General features: G+C 61.5%; 14 protein-coding genes. 1 reads left to right on the top strand and 13 read right to left on the bottom strand.

Translation table 11 applies throughout. From position 1 onward, the window contains the following. Nucleotides 1-55: 55 nt before the first annotated feature. The 4 genes from murC to ACR0E2_RS06465 form a co-directional block, all read right to left on the bottom strand. Nucleotides 56-1465 (bottom strand): UDP-N-acetylmuramate--L-alanine ligase, encoded by a 1410-nt coding sequence (murC, locus tag ACR0E2_RS06450; protein WP_480445737.1) that lies wholly within the window; start codon nt 1463-1465, stop codon nt 56-58. Further along, nucleotides 1462-2559: a UDP-N-acetylglucosamine--N-acetylmuramyl-(pentapeptide) pyrophosphoryl-undecaprenol N-acetylglucosamine transferase gene (locus tag ACR0E2_RS06455; RefSeq protein WP_480445738.1), complete on the bottom strand. Its 1098-nt coding sequence runs from the start codon at nt 2557-2559 to the stop codon at nt 1462-1464. The genes murC and ACR0E2_RS06455 overlap by 4 nt, the downstream gene beginning before the upstream one ends. Then, the gene (ftsW, locus tag ACR0E2_RS06460) at nt 2559-3722 is read right to left on the bottom strand and encodes a putative lipid II flippase FtsW (RefSeq protein WP_480445739.1); all 1164 of its coding nucleotides are present in this window, start codon (nt 3720-3722) and stop codon (nt 2559-2561) included. The genes ACR0E2_RS06455 and ftsW overlap by 1 nt, the downstream gene beginning before the upstream one ends. 227 nt (nt 3723-3949) lie before the next feature. Further along, nucleotides 3950-4285: a cupin domain-containing protein gene (locus ACR0E2_RS06465; protein ID WP_480445740.1), complete on the bottom strand. Its 336-nt coding sequence runs from the start codon at nt 4283-4285 to the stop codon at nt 3950-3952. Nucleotides 4286-4474: 189 nt separating this feature from the next. On the opposite strand from ACR0E2_RS06465, the gene ACR0E2_RS06470 reads away from it, so the two are divergent. Then, nucleotides 4475-5656: a BaiN/RdsA family NAD(P)/FAD-dependent oxidoreductase gene (locus tag ACR0E2_RS06470; protein ID WP_480445741.1), complete on the top strand. Its 1182-nt coding sequence runs from the start codon at nt 4475-4477 to the stop codon at nt 5654-5656. Here ACR0E2_RS06470 and ACR0E2_RS06475 read toward each other — a convergent pair. The 9 genes from ACR0E2_RS06475 to rsmH form a co-directional block, all read right to left on the bottom strand. Continuing rightward, nucleotides 5653-6027, bottom strand: coding sequence for a glycine zipper family protein (locus ACR0E2_RS06475; protein ID WP_245217959.1), 375 nt, complete (start codon nt 6025-6027; stop codon nt 5653-5655). The two genes, ACR0E2_RS06470 and ACR0E2_RS06475, sit on opposite strands and share 4 nt — an antisense overlap. A 105-nt stretch (nt 6028-6132) precedes the next feature. Then, nucleotides 6133-7533, bottom strand: a complete 1401-nt coding sequence (murD, locus tag ACR0E2_RS06480) for a UDP-N-acetylmuramoyl-L-alanine--D-glutamate ligase (protein WP_480445742.1) — start codon at nt 7531-7533, stop codon at nt 6133-6135. Nucleotides 7534-7536: 3 nt separating this feature from the next. Further along, complete coding sequence (locus tag ACR0E2_RS06485; protein ID WP_171639104.1) at nt 7537-7878, bottom strand: hypothetical protein; 342 nt, start codon at nt 7876-7878, stop codon at nt 7537-7539. A 13-nt stretch (nt 7879-7891) separates the two neighbouring features. After that, complete coding sequence (gene mraY / locus ACR0E2_RS06490; protein WP_152458667.1) at nt 7892-8974, bottom strand: phospho-N-acetylmuramoyl-pentapeptide-transferase; 1083 nt, start codon at nt 8972-8974, stop codon at nt 7892-7894. Between the two features lie 36 nt (nt 8975-9010). Next, complete coding sequence (locus ACR0E2_RS06495) at nt 9011-10405, bottom strand: UDP-N-acetylmuramoyl-tripeptide--D-alanyl-D-alanine ligase (RefSeq protein WP_480445744.1); 1395 nt, start codon at nt 10403-10405, stop codon at nt 9011-9013. Continuing rightward, on the bottom strand, nt 10402-11901 hold the full coding sequence (locus tag ACR0E2_RS06500) for a UDP-N-acetylmuramoyl-L-alanyl-D-glutamate--2,6-diaminopimelate ligase (protein ID WP_480445745.1): 1500 nt from the start codon (nt 11899-11901) through the stop codon (nt 10402-10404). Before ACR0E2_RS06500 ends, ACR0E2_RS06495 begins: the two co-directional genes overlap by 4 nt. Nucleotides 11902-11923: 22 nt before the next feature. After that, a complete protein-coding gene (locus ACR0E2_RS06505) occupies nt 11924-13711 on the bottom strand; it encodes a peptidoglycan D,D-transpeptidase FtsI family protein (protein ID WP_480445747.1) in 1788 nt (595 codons plus the stop codon). After that, on the bottom strand, nt 13708-14076 hold the full coding sequence (gene ftsL / locus ACR0E2_RS06510; protein ID WP_152458671.1) for a cell division protein FtsL: 369 nt from the start codon (nt 14074-14076) through the stop codon (nt 13708-13710). The genes ACR0E2_RS06505 and ftsL overlap by 4 nt, the downstream gene beginning before the upstream one ends. Continuing rightward, on the bottom strand, nt 14073-15068 hold the full coding sequence (rsmH, locus tag ACR0E2_RS06515) for a 16S rRNA (cytosine(1402)-N(4))-methyltransferase RsmH (RefSeq protein ID WP_480446185.1): 996 nt from the start codon (nt 15066-15068) through the stop codon (nt 14073-14075). Before rsmH ends, ftsL begins: the two co-directional genes overlap by 4 nt. Nucleotides 15069-15072 lie beyond the last annotated feature (4 nt).

The raw sequence follows: 15072 nt of genomic DNA on the forward strand, positions 1-15072 counted from the left end.
CGGCGGCTGCGGGCATTTGCTACACTTTCAGGTTGTGCACCAAACAGAAGCGAAGTCAAACAGCTTGTTTTCGTTGCAATCTCTCAGGCAGACCATTGGCCCAGGCGCTGATCGTACCGGCCCCGAGGCAGACGACGATATCGCCCGGGCGGGCCTGCTCGCGCACAAGCCGTTCAAGCTCGTTTTCGTCAAACAGCGCACGGGCGTGGCGGTGGCCGTGACGGATCAGGCCCTGTACCAGATCGTCGCGCGATGCGCCTTCGATCGGGTCCTCACCGGCGGCGAAGATATCAGCGATGGCCACGACGTCGGCGTCATTGAAGCAGGTGCAGAAATCGTCAAACAGGTTGGACAGGCGCGAATAGCGGTGCGGCTGGTGCACGGCGATCACGCGGCCTTCGGTCGCCTGTCGCGCGGCTTTCAGGACTGCGGTGATTTCGACCGGGTGGTGGCCATAGTCGTCGATGATGGTGACGCCGTCGACTTCTCCGACCTTGGTAAAGCGGCGATTGACGCCACCGAAATTGGCCAGCGCGTCGCGAATTTCCGCGGCCTTCATTCCCAGATGGCGGGCAACGGCCACGGCGGACAAAGCGTTCGAGACGTTGTGGTCGCCGGGCATCGGCAGGGTGCAGCCTTCGATCACCTTGTCTTCGTATTGCAGGTGAATGTCGAAATGCGCGACGCCGCCCTTGTAGGTCAGGTTCTCGGCCCGCACATCGGCCTGCGCGTTGAAGCCATAGGTGCGCACGCGGCGGTCGGTGATGCGGCCGACAAGCGCCTGCACCTCGGCATGGTCGGTGCAACACACGGCCAGCCCGTAGAAGGGGATATTCGAGACGAATTCATGGAAACCCGCGCGCAGTTTGTCGAAATCGCCCCAATGCTCCATATGTTCGGGGTCGATATTGGTGACGATGGCGATGGTCGCGGGCAGGCGGTTGAACGAGCCGTCGCTCTCGTCGGCTTCGACCACCATCCATTCGCCCTGCCCCATCCGGGCGTTCGAGCCGTAGGCATGGATGATGCCGCCATTGATCACGGTCGGGTCAAAATCCCCCGCCACCATCAGTTCGGCCATCATCGTGGTCGTGGTGGTCTTGCCGTGAGTCCCGGCGATGGCGATGTTGGATTTCAGCCGCATCAGTTCGGCCAGCATGTCAGCCCGGCGCACCACCGGAAGGCCGCGGGCACGGGCGCCGTCAAGCTCGGGGTTGCCCGGTTTGATCGCGGTCGAGACCACCACAACGGCCGCGTTTTCAAGGTTTTCCGCGCGCTGACCGACAAAGATTTCGGCCCCCAGACTCGCCAGCCGGTCGGTGATCTTCGATGCCTTCAGGTCCGAGCCCTGCACCTGATACCCAAGATTGAGCAGCACCTCGGCGATACCTGACATTCCGATCCCGCCGATCCCCACAAAGTGAATCGGCCCTACGTCCTGCGGCAGTTTGGTTGCTGGGTTCATGTGGTCTCCTTCTGCGCCAATTGTTCGACAAGAGCGGTCAGACGCTCGGTGGCGTCAGGTGCCCCGACGGACAAGGCGGCATGGGCCATTTTCTGTGCGGCTTCGGGGTTCGTGAGAACCGTGGTGATTTGCTGTGTCAGCGCGGGAACGTCAAGAGCCTTTTCCGGGATCATGATGGCCCCGCCCGCCTGCACCAAGCCCCGTGCGTTGGCCGTCTGGTGATCTCCGGCGGCGGCGGCAAAGGGGATCAGAATCGACGGGCGCCCGATGACCGAGATATCGGCAACGCTGGACGCGCCAGACCGCGAGATCACCAGTTGGGCATCCGACATGCGACGGGGGACATCATCAAAGAAGGGCTGCACATCGGCGCGGATGCCGTGTTCGTTGTAGAAGGCTGTGACGCGCTCGCCATCCTCGTCCCGGGCCTGATGTGCCACGCGGATATGAGTGCGGATTTCTTCGGGCAGTGCGGCGATGGCACCCGGCACCACATCGCTGAGGATGCGTGCGCCTTGCGAACCGCCCATGACAAGGACCGACATCGGATAATCACCGGGTGGAATATAACCGGCCGCGGCGCGGTCCAGAACGGCGGACCGGACCGGGTTGCCCGTGTGGATGCCATGCGCGCCCTCGGGCAGGTCCGTGGGCCACACACCGCAGGCCACCTGCGCGACACGGGTGGCGAACAACTGGTTCACACGCCCCAGCACCCCGTTCTGTTCGTGGATCATGCGGGGGATTTTGAGCATGGTCGCAGCGCTCAGCGCCGGGATCGAGGGATACCCGCCGAAACCGACAACGACGTCGGGCTTGTCCCGCATCATCTGGAACACCATGCCAGCCACGCCACCGGCAATCTTGGGGCCGGCCATGGCCTTGGCCGCCAGACCGCCACGCGCGAAAGTGGCCGATGATGCCTCGACGATCTCGGTCGAATGCGGGAAACCACCGGTATAGCGGGCGCCGCGCGGGTCGGTAGACAGGCGTACACGCCAGCCCTCGTTCAGCATCGCCTCGGCCAGCGCCTGAGCCGGGAACATGTGCCCCCCGGTCCCGCCAGCAGCAATCAACAGGTATGGAGTCCCCATTATCCTCGTCCGCGCAGAATTTCGCCAAGCTCGCCCTGTGGGCGGGTTCGGGTGAAGGCCAGCAGCATTCCGATCGCAATACCCCCTGCAATCAGGGATGAGCCGCCATAGCTGACAAAAGGCAGCGTCATGCCCTTCGCGGGCAACAGACGAACCGCAACACCCATGTTGATCATCGCCTGCACGCCGAACATGCAGGCCAGACCGGTGCCCGCCAGACGGATGAACATGTCGCGTTCCCGCATCAGGCGCAGCAACGAGCGTACCACGACCAACGAATAAAGCGCGATGATGATCAGTACCAGGATCAGGCCGTATTCTTCGGCCGCGACCGCGATGATGAAATCGGTATGCGCGTCCGGCAGCGACCACTTGACCTGCCCCTCACCCACGCCGACGCCAAACAGCCCCCCTTCGCGGATGGCGTTGGTGGCATAGCCCAACTGGGTGGTCGGATCGACCTCTTGATTCAGAAAGCCATCGATTCGGCGGGCAAAATGTTCAGAGTTGGAGTAGGCGAACATACCGCCCAGAACAACAAACCCGGCCATTCCAACCAGCAGCAGCATTGGCGCGCCGGCGACAAAATACATCACCCCCCAGCCGAACAGGATCAGGCAGGCCTGACCGAAATCAGGTTGCATCACCAGCATACCGACAATCGCCATGCACAAGGCAAACGACCAGATCCGCCCCGGCGGGCCGTTGATCTCTTGTGAGGCCGCCAGCAGCCATGCAGCAACGACGATGAAGCCGGGCTTCAGAAACTCGGACGGCTGAAGCGAGGCGAACCCCAGCGAATACCAGCGCACCGCGCCCTTGCCGAAATCGGTCCCGAACACGGGCAGGAAAACCAGTGCTATGAAGGCCCCCAGGAAACCCAGCACCGCCAAACGGCGCACCAGCGTCGGCGACATCATCGAGGTCAGAAGCATCGCAATCAGCGCCAATCCGCCGAAGATGGCCTGACGTTCGACATAATGGAACGGATCGAACCCGTTTCGCCCGGCCAGCGGTGGCGAAGACGCCAGCCCCAGCAAAAGACCGATGGCAAACAGGATCAGAACGCAGGACATCGTCCAGCGATCGATTGTGCGCCACCATTTCGGTAGAATCGGTTCTCCGCGCTGGTCCTGGACCGCGCCATACACCATCTCAGTCATGAGATACCGCCACTCTCTGCCTCGTCAACGCCCCGTTTTCGGGGTCTGGTTGAGACTCTACAGGGATTTTTGTGTTTGGGCTAGTAGGATGAAGCCACAAGGCATAAATCGACCTTCCATGCCCGAAGCACCCCCGGCTGCACGTGGCGGTCTGTGGATGTTGCAGCTTTGGGCACTCCGCTTAGCGGAGCGGCGCGCGTTGATCCAAAAAGGCGGGTTGCTATGCATTATCCCTTGATCGGATATCGGTCGGGTTCCTCGAACACGTCAATGACGCGAGACCCCGCCTTGATGGTCCCTCCGTGCGCGACTCCACTTGGGATCGAGTAGCTGTCGCCGGGGCGGTAGATGCGGGTCTGGCCACCGATCGTGAGTTCAATTTCACCCTCAACCACCGTCCCCCATTGGGCACCATGCGAATGCAGGGGAAGCTCCATGTCTTTGAGGAAAGTGAAGAAAGCAACCAGCCCTGCATCTGATCGAATGACGGCCGTCTGCACCACGTCTTCAGGAAAAGGCACATCCAGTTTCGGAAATGACGAAATAAATTCGGGGAATTGCATTCAGAGTTCCTTTTGCCAGTTTGTCTTGTCAAAACCTCTTTGCGGTATGGTCGCAGCATGTCAGTGCGCTGAAACTCTGGCAATCGCCCTGTCAGCCGACCTCGAATTTGCGAGAACGCGGCGAGCGCGCGCCGCACGACTTCGGCATGGGCTCTTGCCATCTTGTTTAATCCACGCCATCCCCCGCGCATGACCTACGACACGATCATCCTTGGGGCCGGGGCTGCCGGCATGATGTGTGCGGCCCATTGCAGTGGGCGCGTGCTGGTGATTGACCACGCCAAGGCACCCGGCGAGAAAATCCGCATCTCGGGCGGGGGGCGCTGCAATTTCACCAACATTTATGCCGGGCCGGGCAACTTCCTGTCGCGAAACCCGCATTTCTGCAAATCCGCCCTTGCACGGTACACCCAATGGGATTTCATCGATCTGGTCGGACGTCACAACATCGCCTGGCATGAGAAAACCCTGGGCCAGTTGTTCTGCGATGGCTCTTCGAAACAGATCATCCGGATGTTGCTGGATGAAATGAGCGGTGCAGGAGCAGAGCTGTGGGTTCAAACCTCGCTGCGCGATTTGCGCAAGACCGAAAGCGGCTTTGCGCTGGAGGTGGAGCGTGACGGGCAAAGGCAGCACCTGACCTGCACCAATCTGGTGCTGGCAACGGGCGGAAAATCGATCCCCAAGATGGGTGCAACCGGGCTGGCCTATGACATCGCGCGCCAGTTCGGATTGCGGATGACCGAGACGCGGGCGGCGCTGGTGCCGTTCACCTTCTCGGACGGGCGGTTCAAGGACCTGTCCGGTGTTTCACTGCCCGTGCGACTGTCGAATGATCGCGCCAGCTTCGACGAGGCGCTGCTGTTCACCCATCGCGGCCTCAGCGGACCGTCAGTGTTGCAATTGTCGTCTTACTGGCGCGAAGGTGAGCCGATCCGGGTGAACCTGATCCCCGATCTGCCTCTGCTTGATCTGTTGCGCACACAGCGGCAAAGCGCAGGGCGCAAGGCGCTGACCACTGAACTGGCGCGGCATCTGCCGGCCCGGCTGGTCGATCACCTGTGCCGGATCATTCCGATGTCCGGGAAGCTGGCGGATCAGTCGGACGCGAAACTGGCCGAGCTGACCGCGGCCTTGTCCGCGTGGCAACTGGTGCCGTCGGGAACCGAAGGGTATCGCACCGCCGAAGTCACCTTGGGCGGGATCGACACGGATGACTTGTCCTCGAAAACGATGGAGGCCAAGGATGTCCCCGGCCTCTATGCGATTGGTGAAGCGGTGGATGTCACCGGCTGGTTGGGCGGCTACAACTTCCAGTGGGCATGGTCGTCAGGCCATGCCGCAGGTGTTGCAATTGCCGCAGGGTGTTAGCCTACGACGTTGTAGCCGCGCCCGCGCATGCAGTTGCGCACGATCACTTCCTTGTTCTGGTTTTTATTGATGACGTCTGCGCCAGCGCCAACCAGGGCACCTGCCACAGCCGCGCGACCAAGATTGTCGCTGCTGTCCTGAACGATCCCGGTAACGGCCGCGGCACCCGCTGCGCCAATTGCTGCGTTCCCTGCGGTAGAGCCATCAACGCTGCTCTGCGATGCCGCCAGTTGTTGGCATTGCTGCAGGTCCACGTTGTAGTTCGGACCGACCGGGCCGTCCACGATGGGCTGATAGTTGGCACCCGTGTTCGTACAGGCCCCAGCAACAAGAATGGCAGGCAGGATCAGAGAAAGTCTACGAAATGGCATGGTCATAACCTCGTGTTGAATCTGCTGGCAGGCAAAACCAATAATGGTGCCGCGTCAAGCTGATAGCATCCAAGCTTGGCCCAGCCGGCGGTCTATTGCAAATGGCTATTCTGTCAGCCTGCGCTTGACCTGCGCTGCAAAATCCTCGCCGCGCTGTTCGAAATTGTCATATTGGTCGAAACTGGCAGCAGCCGGGGCCAGCAGCACAGTGTCGCCTGCCTCGGCATCTTCCATGGCCTGCGCCACGGCGGCCTCCATCGTCGTACAGACCTGCGTATCAGCCTCGAGCTGCATCGCAAAACTCGCGGCTTCGCGTCCGATGACATATGCCTTGATGACCTCGCCCGTCGCCGTGTTCACGGCTGATATGCCGCCCTCTTTCTCAAGACCGCCGCAAATCCATCGGATCTTTTTGAACGCCATAAGCGCTTTCAGGGCGCTGTCGACATTGGTCGCCTTGGAGTCGTTGACATAGGTAACCCCATCGGCCTCGGCGATGATCTGGCTGCGATGCGGCAGGCCCGGATAGGAATGCAGCGCATCTTCGATCACGCGCGGCGCAAGGCCCAGCGACCGGCAGGCCGCGTAGGCCGCGCAGGCATTCTGGTGGTTGTGTGCACCGGGCAAACCTTTGATCGCGCGCAGGTCGATAGACCCCGCCTGCCGCCCCTTGCGGTATTCCGACAGGAACCCTTTGCGCGCAAAGACCTGCCAGCCCGGCCCGGTCAGCTTCCGCGCCACCGAGATACGGATCACCCGGTCATCCGATGGCCCTTCGGACAGTTGCCCGGCCAAAAACGCACCTTCGGTTTCGTCGACGCCAATGATCGCGCGATCCGGGCCGCCTTCGGCAAAGAGGCGCCGCTTGGCCGCGAAATATCCACCCATGCCGCCGTGGCGGTCCAGATGATCGGGCGACAGATTGGTGAACACCGCCACATCGGGGGTCAGAGCGCGGGCCAGCTCGGTCTGATAGCTGGAAAGCTCCAGCACCACGACCGAACCATCACCGCCCGGATCGATATCCAGAACCCCGCGCCCGATATTGCCCGCCAACTGCGCCTCGCGCCCGGCCTCGGTCAGGATATGATGGATCAAAGCGGCAGTCGTCGATTTGCCGTTCGAGCCCGTCACCGCGATCACGCGCGGAGGCGTGTCGTAGTTGTTCCATTCCGGTCCGGCAAAGGAGCGGAAGAACAGGCCGATGTCATTGTCCACCGGCACGCCTGCATCCAGGGCTGCCGCCACCACGGGGTTCGGTTCAGGATAGAGATGCGGAATGCCCGGTGAGACGATCAGCGAGGCGATGTCGTCAAATGCCCCATGCTTGCGCAGGTCGGCGCAGGTGAAACCCTCGCCTTCGGCGGTTTCACGGGCGGCCGGGTTGTCATCCCAGCACACCGGTTCCGCCCCGCCCGCGCGCAGCGCACGTGCAGTGGCCAGACCGGACCGGCCCAGCCCCAGAACGGCGACTTTCTGTCCTGAAAAGCCTTTGACCGGGATCATTTGTTAGTCACCGAAGTACCTGACGAGTACGATTACTATGGAAATAATAGTAAACACTACTATCGCGAGCGACCTCCACCCCATGTAGTTCACGAATTGCAGTTCTAAGCTCTCGCCTTTGCTCAAAACTTTCAGACCGGAATCATAAGTATAGGCAAGGCTCAAAAGAAAACCGGCAAAACAAATAAAAGCGCCAAACGCACAAGCCGCACCATACAAAGAAAAGGCAAATTTTTCAGCAAACCAAAGCGTTGCTATGCCGAACCCCAGCATTCCCCCAAATCCACGAGCGAAATTTGCAACCCGGCCTGAGTTTGTGCTCGAGTCTGTGAAGTCAAAATGCATCTTTTGTATTCCTCTACCTTACCTTCAACGTCGCCAAACCGATCATCGCCAGGATCAGCGAGATGATCCAGAAGCGGATCACGATGGTCGGCTCGGCCCAGCCTTTTTTCTCATAATGATGATGGATCGGGGCCATCAGGAAGACCCGTTTGCCCGTGCGCTTGAAGTAGAGGACCTGAATGATCACGCTCAGCGCCTCGACCACGAACAGGCCGCCGACCACGGCCAGAACCAGCTCGTGCTTGGTGGCTACGGCGATGGCACCCAGCGCGCCGCCCAGGGCCAGCGATCCGGTGTCACCCATGAACACCGCCGCCGGGGGGGCGTTGTACCAGAGAAACCCGAGGCCGGCTCCGAACAACGCGGAGGTGAAGATGAAGATCTCACCGGTGCCCGGGACGTAATGCACATCGAGATATTCGGTAAAGTCGACCCGACCCACCGCATAGGCGATCACGCCCAGGGTCGAGGCTGCGATCATCGCTGGCATAATAGCCAGCCCGTCCAGACCGTCGGTCAGGTTCACCGCATTGGCGGCCCCCACGATCACGACAATCGCAAAGGGGATATAGAAGATGCCCAGATTGACCAGCGTGTCCTTGAAGACGGGTACAGCCAGTTGGTTCTGCAAGGCTTCGGGATGGTGCAACGTCGCCCAAAGCGATGCCAGCACGGCGATGATTACGCCCAACGCCAGGCGCATCCGGCCCGAGACCCCTTGCGTGTTCTGTTTTGAAACCTTGGCATAGTCGTCCGCAAATCCGATGGCCGCATAAGACAAGGTTACAAAAAGAACCATCCAGACATACGGATTGTCCAGCCGTGCCCAGACAAGGGTTGACGTGACCAGAGCTCCGACAATCAGCAATCCGCCCATCGTCGGCGTGCCTGCCTTGGAAAAATGCCCTTCGGGGCCGTCGTCACGGATCGGCTGGCCTTTGCCCTGTTTCTTGCGCAGCACGTTGATCAGGGGTTTTCCGAAGATGAATCCAAAGATCAGCGCGGTCATGAAGGCGCCGCCTGCGCGGAAGGTGATATACCGGAAGAGGTTCCAGAAATCCCCTCCGTCCGACAGAGCGGTCAACCAGTACAGCATGACAATACCTTTCTCACACGAGGCGCGCGGGCAAGTTCACCCATCAAGCGCGCCCCCTTGCCCCATTTTGCGCAGACCGTCAACAATCGCGGCCAACGCCATGCTGAGTGAGCCCTTGGCGAGCACCGTGTCTCCATCCCGGATCAAAGCAGGCAGATGTTCCGCCATTTGCGCACTGGTTGCGAACCAGAGCCCACGTTTCTTCTCGGGCAGCGCGCGGTGCATCGCCTGCATCAACGGCCCGATGCAATGAACCTGATCCACCCGCGCCATCGCCTCGATATCCGCCATGGCGGCATGCATGGCCTCTTCCTGGGCACCCAGTTCCTTCATGTCACCCAGAAACGCAATGCGGCGGGTGCCTTTGGAGGCGGCCAAGACATCCAGCGCAGCCTCCATCGAGGTCGGGTTGGCGTTGTAGCTGTCATCCAAAAGCTCGATCTGCCCACCCCCTGACAATGGCAAGCTTTCGCGTACCCCACGCCCCTTGACGGGTGACCACGCTGGCAGGCCCGCGATGGCCTGATCCAGATCGACCCCCAATTCGACGCAGGCCGCCAAAGCGCCAAGCGCGTTCATCGCGAAATGCGTGCCGGCGGAGTTCACCTCGAATTGAATCACCTGATCACCGACCAGTGCCCTGGCCTTCACTGCGTTGGACTCGGGTTGAACATCGGTCAGCCGGTAATCCGCCGCGCTGCGCCCAAAATCAACAATCCCGGCCCCCTGCGCCTGCGCTGTCTGGCGCAGGATGTCCGCGTGGTCGATATCTGCATTGACGATCGCAGCCCCGCCAGGTTCAAGCCCTTCAAAGATCGCCGCTTTTTCCCGGGCAATACCAGCCACCGACTCGAAAGCCTCTAGATGCACTGCCGCCACGGTCGTCACCAGCGCCACGTGCGGGCGGGCCTGTTCGGCGAGCGGGGCAATTTCACCGGGATGATTCATGCCGATCTCGATCACCGCAAATTCCGTATCGCGAGGCATCCGCGCGAGGGTCAGGGGCACGCCCCAATGGTTGTTGTAACTGGCGACGCTGGCGTGGGTTTTCCCTTGGGTTTCCAGAATTGTCGCCAGCATTTCCTTGGTCGATGTTTTACCCACACTGCCTGTCACGCCGACCACGCGCGCATCCGTTCGGGCCCGTGCTGCTTTCCCCAGGGCCTCTAGCCCCGCCTGAACGTCTTTGACGATCAGCAGGGGGGCACCTTCGGGCACATCGTCCGGAACACGGGAAACCAGTGCGGCGCCTGCTCCTTTTTCCAGCGCCTGTGCGACGAAATCATGCCCGTCCCGCGCCGCTTTCAGCGCCACGAACAGATCGCCGGGTCGAAGAGTGCGGGTGTCGATGGATACGCCATTTGCGGTCCAGTCGGTCGTCGCCTGACCGCCCGTCGCCGCGGCCGCTTCGGATGCAGTCCAGAGCGTCATGCGACCCTCCCGTCCAGCGCTGCAACGGAAATGCTGGCCTGTTCCACATCGTCGAAGGGCAGAACCTGATCCCCCACGATCTGACCGGTTTCATGCCCCTTTCCGGCGATCAGCAGCGCATCACCGGGTTGCAGCGCATCGATGCCGCGCAGGATGGCCTCGGCGCGGTCGCCGACTTCGGTCACGCTGGCGTCACCTGCTGCCTCTGACGCGCCTGCCATTACGGCCGCGCGGATGACTGCGGGATCTTCGCTGCGCGGGTTGTCATCGGTGACAAAGACCACGTCTGCATGGTTGGCTGCCGCCCTGCCCATCAAAGGTCGTTTGCTGGCGTCGCGATCCCCGCCCGCACCGATAACGGCAATCAGACGGCCCATCACATGCGGGCGCAGCGCCTTGAGTGCCGTGGCAACAGCATCAGGCGTGTGGGCATAATCCACAAACACCGCCGCTCCATTGTCACGCGTGGCTGCCAGTTGCATCCGCCCGCGAACCGTCGTCAGATGGGGCAGAGTTTCGAACACCCGTTCGGGGCTGTCCCCGGCAGCGATCACCAGCCCACAGGCCAGCAGGATGTTTTCGGCCTGAAACCCGCCGATCAGGTTCAGGCGGGTCTGGAGCGTTCGGCCCTGCCACGCAAAGCGCAGGTCTTGCCCCGTGGCGTCGAACCGCTGGTTGATCAGACACAGGTCGGCATCGCCCAGCCCCACCGTCAGCACCGACTGGCCGCGCATCTCGGCGATCCGCCGGACCTGGGCCCCTTTAGGGTCGCTCAGGTTGACGACGGCCGTTCCATCCTGCGGCAAAACCCGGTCGAACAGACCAGCCTTTGCGTTGAAATAAGCCTCGAAGGTTTCGTGGTAATCCAGATGATCCTGCGTGAAGTTCGAGAAACCGGCGGCGGTCAGGTGAACGCCATCAAGACGGCGCTGTTCAAGGCCGTGGGACGACGCCTCCATTGCGGCATGGGTCACGCCGTTCTCGGCCGCCTCGGCCAGACAGCGGTGCAAGGTGATCGGCTCGGGCGTGGTATGGGCCAGTGGCGCTGTCCACGCACCTTCAACCCCGGTGGTGCCGAGGTTGACGGCGGCGTGACCAAGCGCGGACCAGATCTGCCGGACGAAGGTGGAAACAGATGTTTTGCCGTTCGTTCCCGTGACGGCCACGATGGTTTGCGGCTGCGCGCCGAACCACAGCGCCGCGGCACCGGCCAGCGCCTGACGCGGGTCTTCCACCACGGCCAGCGCTGCGTCCGAAGCTGCCAGTTCGGCCTCGGCGATCTCTGCCCCTTCGGCATCGGTCAGGATCGCAGCGGCCCCCATGCGCAGGGCAAACTGAATGAACTCTGCGCCATGAACGCGGGACCCGGGCAGCGCGGCAAACAGGAAGCCCTCTTTCACCTCGCGGCTGTCAACGGCCAGACCAGTGATATCCGGGTTTGCGCCCTCTCTTGCGGTCAGGGCCAGCTGGCTGAGTTTCTTCGTCCTTGTGCCCATGACCCACCTCTTGCCGGACAGCCTAGTTTGAGGTCAGCGTTATAGCAGCGCCCGCCTCAGGCTCAAGCCGGGGACGCAACCCCAACAACGGTGCGACGCGGCCGATGAGTTCGGCGGCAACAGGCACGGCGGTCCAACCGGCCGTGCGGCGTTTTTCACCGTAGGCCACGATCGAAGGTTCGTCCAACGTCACGATCAGAACGTATTGCGGATCGTAGGCCGGGAAGATCGTCGCGAAGGTGGCAATGACCTTGTCATCATAGTACCCGCCGCGCGGTTTGGGCTTGTCGGCCGTACCGGTCTTGCCCGCCACGTCATAGCCCTTGACCTCGGCGAAGCTGGCGGTGCCGTACGTTACTACTTTGCGCAGCATCTTTTGCGCCTGCCGTGCAGTGTTCTGCGACATGACACGAGGCCCGTATTGCGGACCGTTCCGGCGCAGAATGGTCGGGCTGACGTAATGCCCGCCATTGGCAATCGCCGCGTATCCCGCGGCCAGATGCATCGGGCTGGTCGACAGGCCATGGCCATAGGAAATTGTCACGGTACTGAGCTCGCCCCATTTCTTCGGTTTCAGCGGCACACCGCCCTTGGCCTCGACGATCTCGAAAGGGGTCGGATCGAACATGCCAAGCGCGTCCAGAAACTCCTGCTGCCGTTTGGCGCCGATTTGCAAGGCCAGACGCCCCGTGCCTCGGTTCGAGCTGTGGACGATCACATCCGCTACGCTGATCTTGCCGTAATTCTTGCCGTTGAATTCGCCGATGGGAAAGCGGCCGATCTTCATCGGCCCGGACGTATCGATGATGGTGTTCGAATTCACCAATCCAAGTTCAACGGCCTGGGCCGCGGTGAAAATCTTGAAAACAGATCCCAGTTCATACACGCCTTGCACATAACGGTTGAACAGCGGGCTGTCCGAGGGGTCAAAGCCCGAGGTCGGCGGGCGCGGACGGTCATTCGGATCAAAAGAAGGCAGCGAAGCAGCCGAAATAACCTCGCCCGTATGCGCGTTCATCAGAACGGCCGAAGCCCCCTTGGCGTTCATGATCTTCATACCGCCGTAAAGAACCTGTTCAACTGCGGCTTGAATCGTCAGGTCCAGCGACAGTTGCAGCGGCTTGTTACCGTTGGCCGGATCGCGCAGATAATCGTCGAACTGCTTTTCCACACCAGCCACGCCGATCACTTCGGCGGCGCTGACGCCTTCACGACCAAAACCGGACCCGCCCAGGATATGAGCGGCCAGCCGCCCGTTGGGGTAAAGCCGCATTTCACGCGGACCGAACAGGATGCCGGGATCACCGATGTCGTGCACGGCCTGCTTCTGCTCGGGCGAAATGCGTTTCTTGATCCACAAAAACTTGCGGTTGCCGGTGAAGTCCTTGATCAGCCGCTCTTTGTCCAGATCAGGAAAAATCGCAACCAAATGCTCTGCGGCTGCGACGGGATCGATCATCAAAGGGGGCTGCGCGTAAACGGAATAGGTGTCCAGATTGGTGGCCAGTATGCGCCCTTCGCGATCGACGATGTTGGCGCGCTGCATGGCAATCGCTGCGCCCGGCGCGCTGGCCAGAGGCTCTTGTGCTTCCGAGGTCGCCAGCATGCCCATGCGGAAGCCGACAACGGAAAAAGCGCAGAAGAAGAACAGGCCCAGCACCAGCAGACGCCCTTCGGCACGGGCGCGGGCGCGATCTTTCATATCCTCGTGACGCTTGCGGATGTTCTCGCGCTCGATTGCCTTGGGGTTTTCGCCCCTGGCGCGGGCATCAAGGATTCGGGCCAGAGGGCGCAGAGGGGTGCGGGTCATGGAATTTGCACCTCGCCCAAAGCCTGAATGTCAGTGATGGCCTGCAATTCAATCGGATCAACGACGGGCAGGTCCGGGTCTTCGGCATAGGCGATCTGATCCGCGCGCCCGAACTGCTCGGCCCGCAACGGCAGCAGGCCAAGGCGTTCAAAGTTCAGGTCGGCCAGTTCGCGCAGCCTGTCCGGGCGGTTCAGATAGGCCCATTCCGCGTTCAGAACGGCCAAGCGCACCTGTGCCATTCCGATCTCGCGCTGCAAAGACTGGGTTTCCTTTACCACTTGCTGGGTCCGGTAGTTTTCCTGATAGGCCCACAACGCCAACCCGAACACGGACAGAGCAGTCAACACATACAAAACACTCTTCATCTTGCCCTTCCCCCCAGTTGCGGCATCCCGATGGCCCGCGCTTCAATTTCACCCGCCGGAGCATCGGTTCGGATCGCCACGCGCAGTTTGGCCGAGCGCGCGCGCGGGTTTTCCTGCAATTCCTGTTCGTCAGGCCCCACCGCCTTGCGGGTCTTCAGTGTGAATTGCGGCTGTTCCTGTTCAATCTCGGGCGCATAGCGGTTCGCGCGCCCCGTCTTGCCCGCGCGGGACTGGAAAAACCGTTTGACCATTCGGTCTTCAATGGAGTGGAAAGTGACAACGGCCAGTTGCCCGCCGGGCTTCAAAGCACGTTCAGCGGCCATCAGCCCCTGAAACAGCTCTTCATATTCTGCATTCACGGCGATCCGCAGCCCTTGAAAGCTGCGCGTGGCCGGGTGGGATTGACCCGGTTTAGGACGCGGCAGGCAGGATTCGATGATCTCGGCCAGACGCAGGGTCGTGGTGATCGGCTCTTCCGCGCGCTCTTTGACGATCGCCCTGGCAATCCGGCGGCTGGCGCGCTCTTCACCATAGTGGAACAGAATGTCGGCCAGTTGCGCCTCGGTCGCGGTATTGACCAGATCGGCGGCGCTTTCGCCATCCTGGCTCATGCGCATGTCCAAAGGGCCATCCTTCATGAAGGAAAACCCGCGATCGGCCTGATCCAGCTGCATCGAGGAAACGCCAAGGTCCAGAACAACGCCGTCCAGGTTCTGCCCATATTCATCCATACGAGAGAACACGCCGGGCTGCATCACCAGCCGGTCGCCATAGGCGCCCGCCCAGTCTGACGCCATCTCAAAAGCCAAGGGATCGCGATCCACGCCAATCACCTTGTCGGCCCCGGCCTCCAGCAATCCGCGGGTGTACCCGCCTGCGCCGAAGGTACCGTCGAGCCAGACGCCCGTGACCGGCGCCACCGCCGCCAGGAGCGGGCGCAGCAAGACAGGGATGTGAGGCGCGTCCGGTTTTGGGTGATCCGCGGCCGCCATGCCG

The organism is Ruegeria sp. A4, from assembly GCF_056543025.1.

Coding starts and splice junctions, on each gene's coding strand:
- rsmH (WP_480446185.1), bottom strand. CDS start 15,068: ATGGCGGCCGCGGATCACCCAAAACCGGACGCGCCTCACATCCCTGTC.
- murC (WP_480445737.1), bottom strand. CDS start 1,465: ATGAACCCAGCAACCAAACTGCCGCAGGACGTAGGGCCGATTCACTTT.
- ACR0E2_RS06495 (WP_480445744.1), bottom strand. CDS start 10,405: ATGACGCTCTGGACTGCATCCGAAGCGGCCGCGGCGACGGGCGGTCAG.
- ACR0E2_RS06485 (WP_171639104.1), bottom strand. CDS start 7,878: ATGCATTTTGACTTCACAGACTCGAGCACAAACTCAGGCCGGGTTGCA.
- ACR0E2_RS06505 (WP_480445747.1), bottom strand. CDS start 13,711: ATGACCCGCACCCCTCTGCGCCCTCTGGCCCGAATCCTTGATGCCCGC.
- ACR0E2_RS06465 (WP_480445740.1), bottom strand. CDS start 4,285: ATGCAATTCCCCGAATTTATTTCGTCATTTCCGAAACTGGATGTGCCT.
- ACR0E2_RS06500 (WP_480445745.1), bottom strand. CDS start 11,901: ATGGGCACAAGGACGAAGAAACTCAGCCAGCTGGCCCTGACCGCAAGA.
- ACR0E2_RS06470 (WP_480445741.1), top strand. CDS start 4,475: ATGACCTACGACACGATCATCCTTGGGGCCGGGGCTGCCGGCATGATG.
- ACR0E2_RS06475 (WP_245217959.1), bottom strand. CDS start 6,027: ATGCCATTTCGTAGACTTTCTCTGATCCTGCCTGCCATTCTTGTTGCT.
- mraY (WP_152458667.1), bottom strand. CDS start 8,974: ATGCTGTACTGGTTGACCGCTCTGTCGGACGGAGGGGATTTCTGGAAC.
- murD (WP_480445742.1), bottom strand. CDS start 7,533: ATGATCCCGGTCAAAGGCTTTTCAGGACAGAAAGTCGCCGTTCTGGGG.
- ftsL (WP_152458671.1), bottom strand. CDS start 14,076: ATGAAGAGTGTTTTGTATGTGTTGACTGCTCTGTCCGTGTTCGGGTTG.
- ftsW (WP_480445739.1), bottom strand. CDS start 3,722: ATGACTGAGATGGTGTATGGCGCGGTCCAGGACCAGCGCGGAGAACCG.
- ACR0E2_RS06455 (WP_480445738.1), bottom strand. CDS start 2,559: ATGGGGACTCCATACCTGTTGATTGCTGCTGGCGGGACCGGGGGGCAC.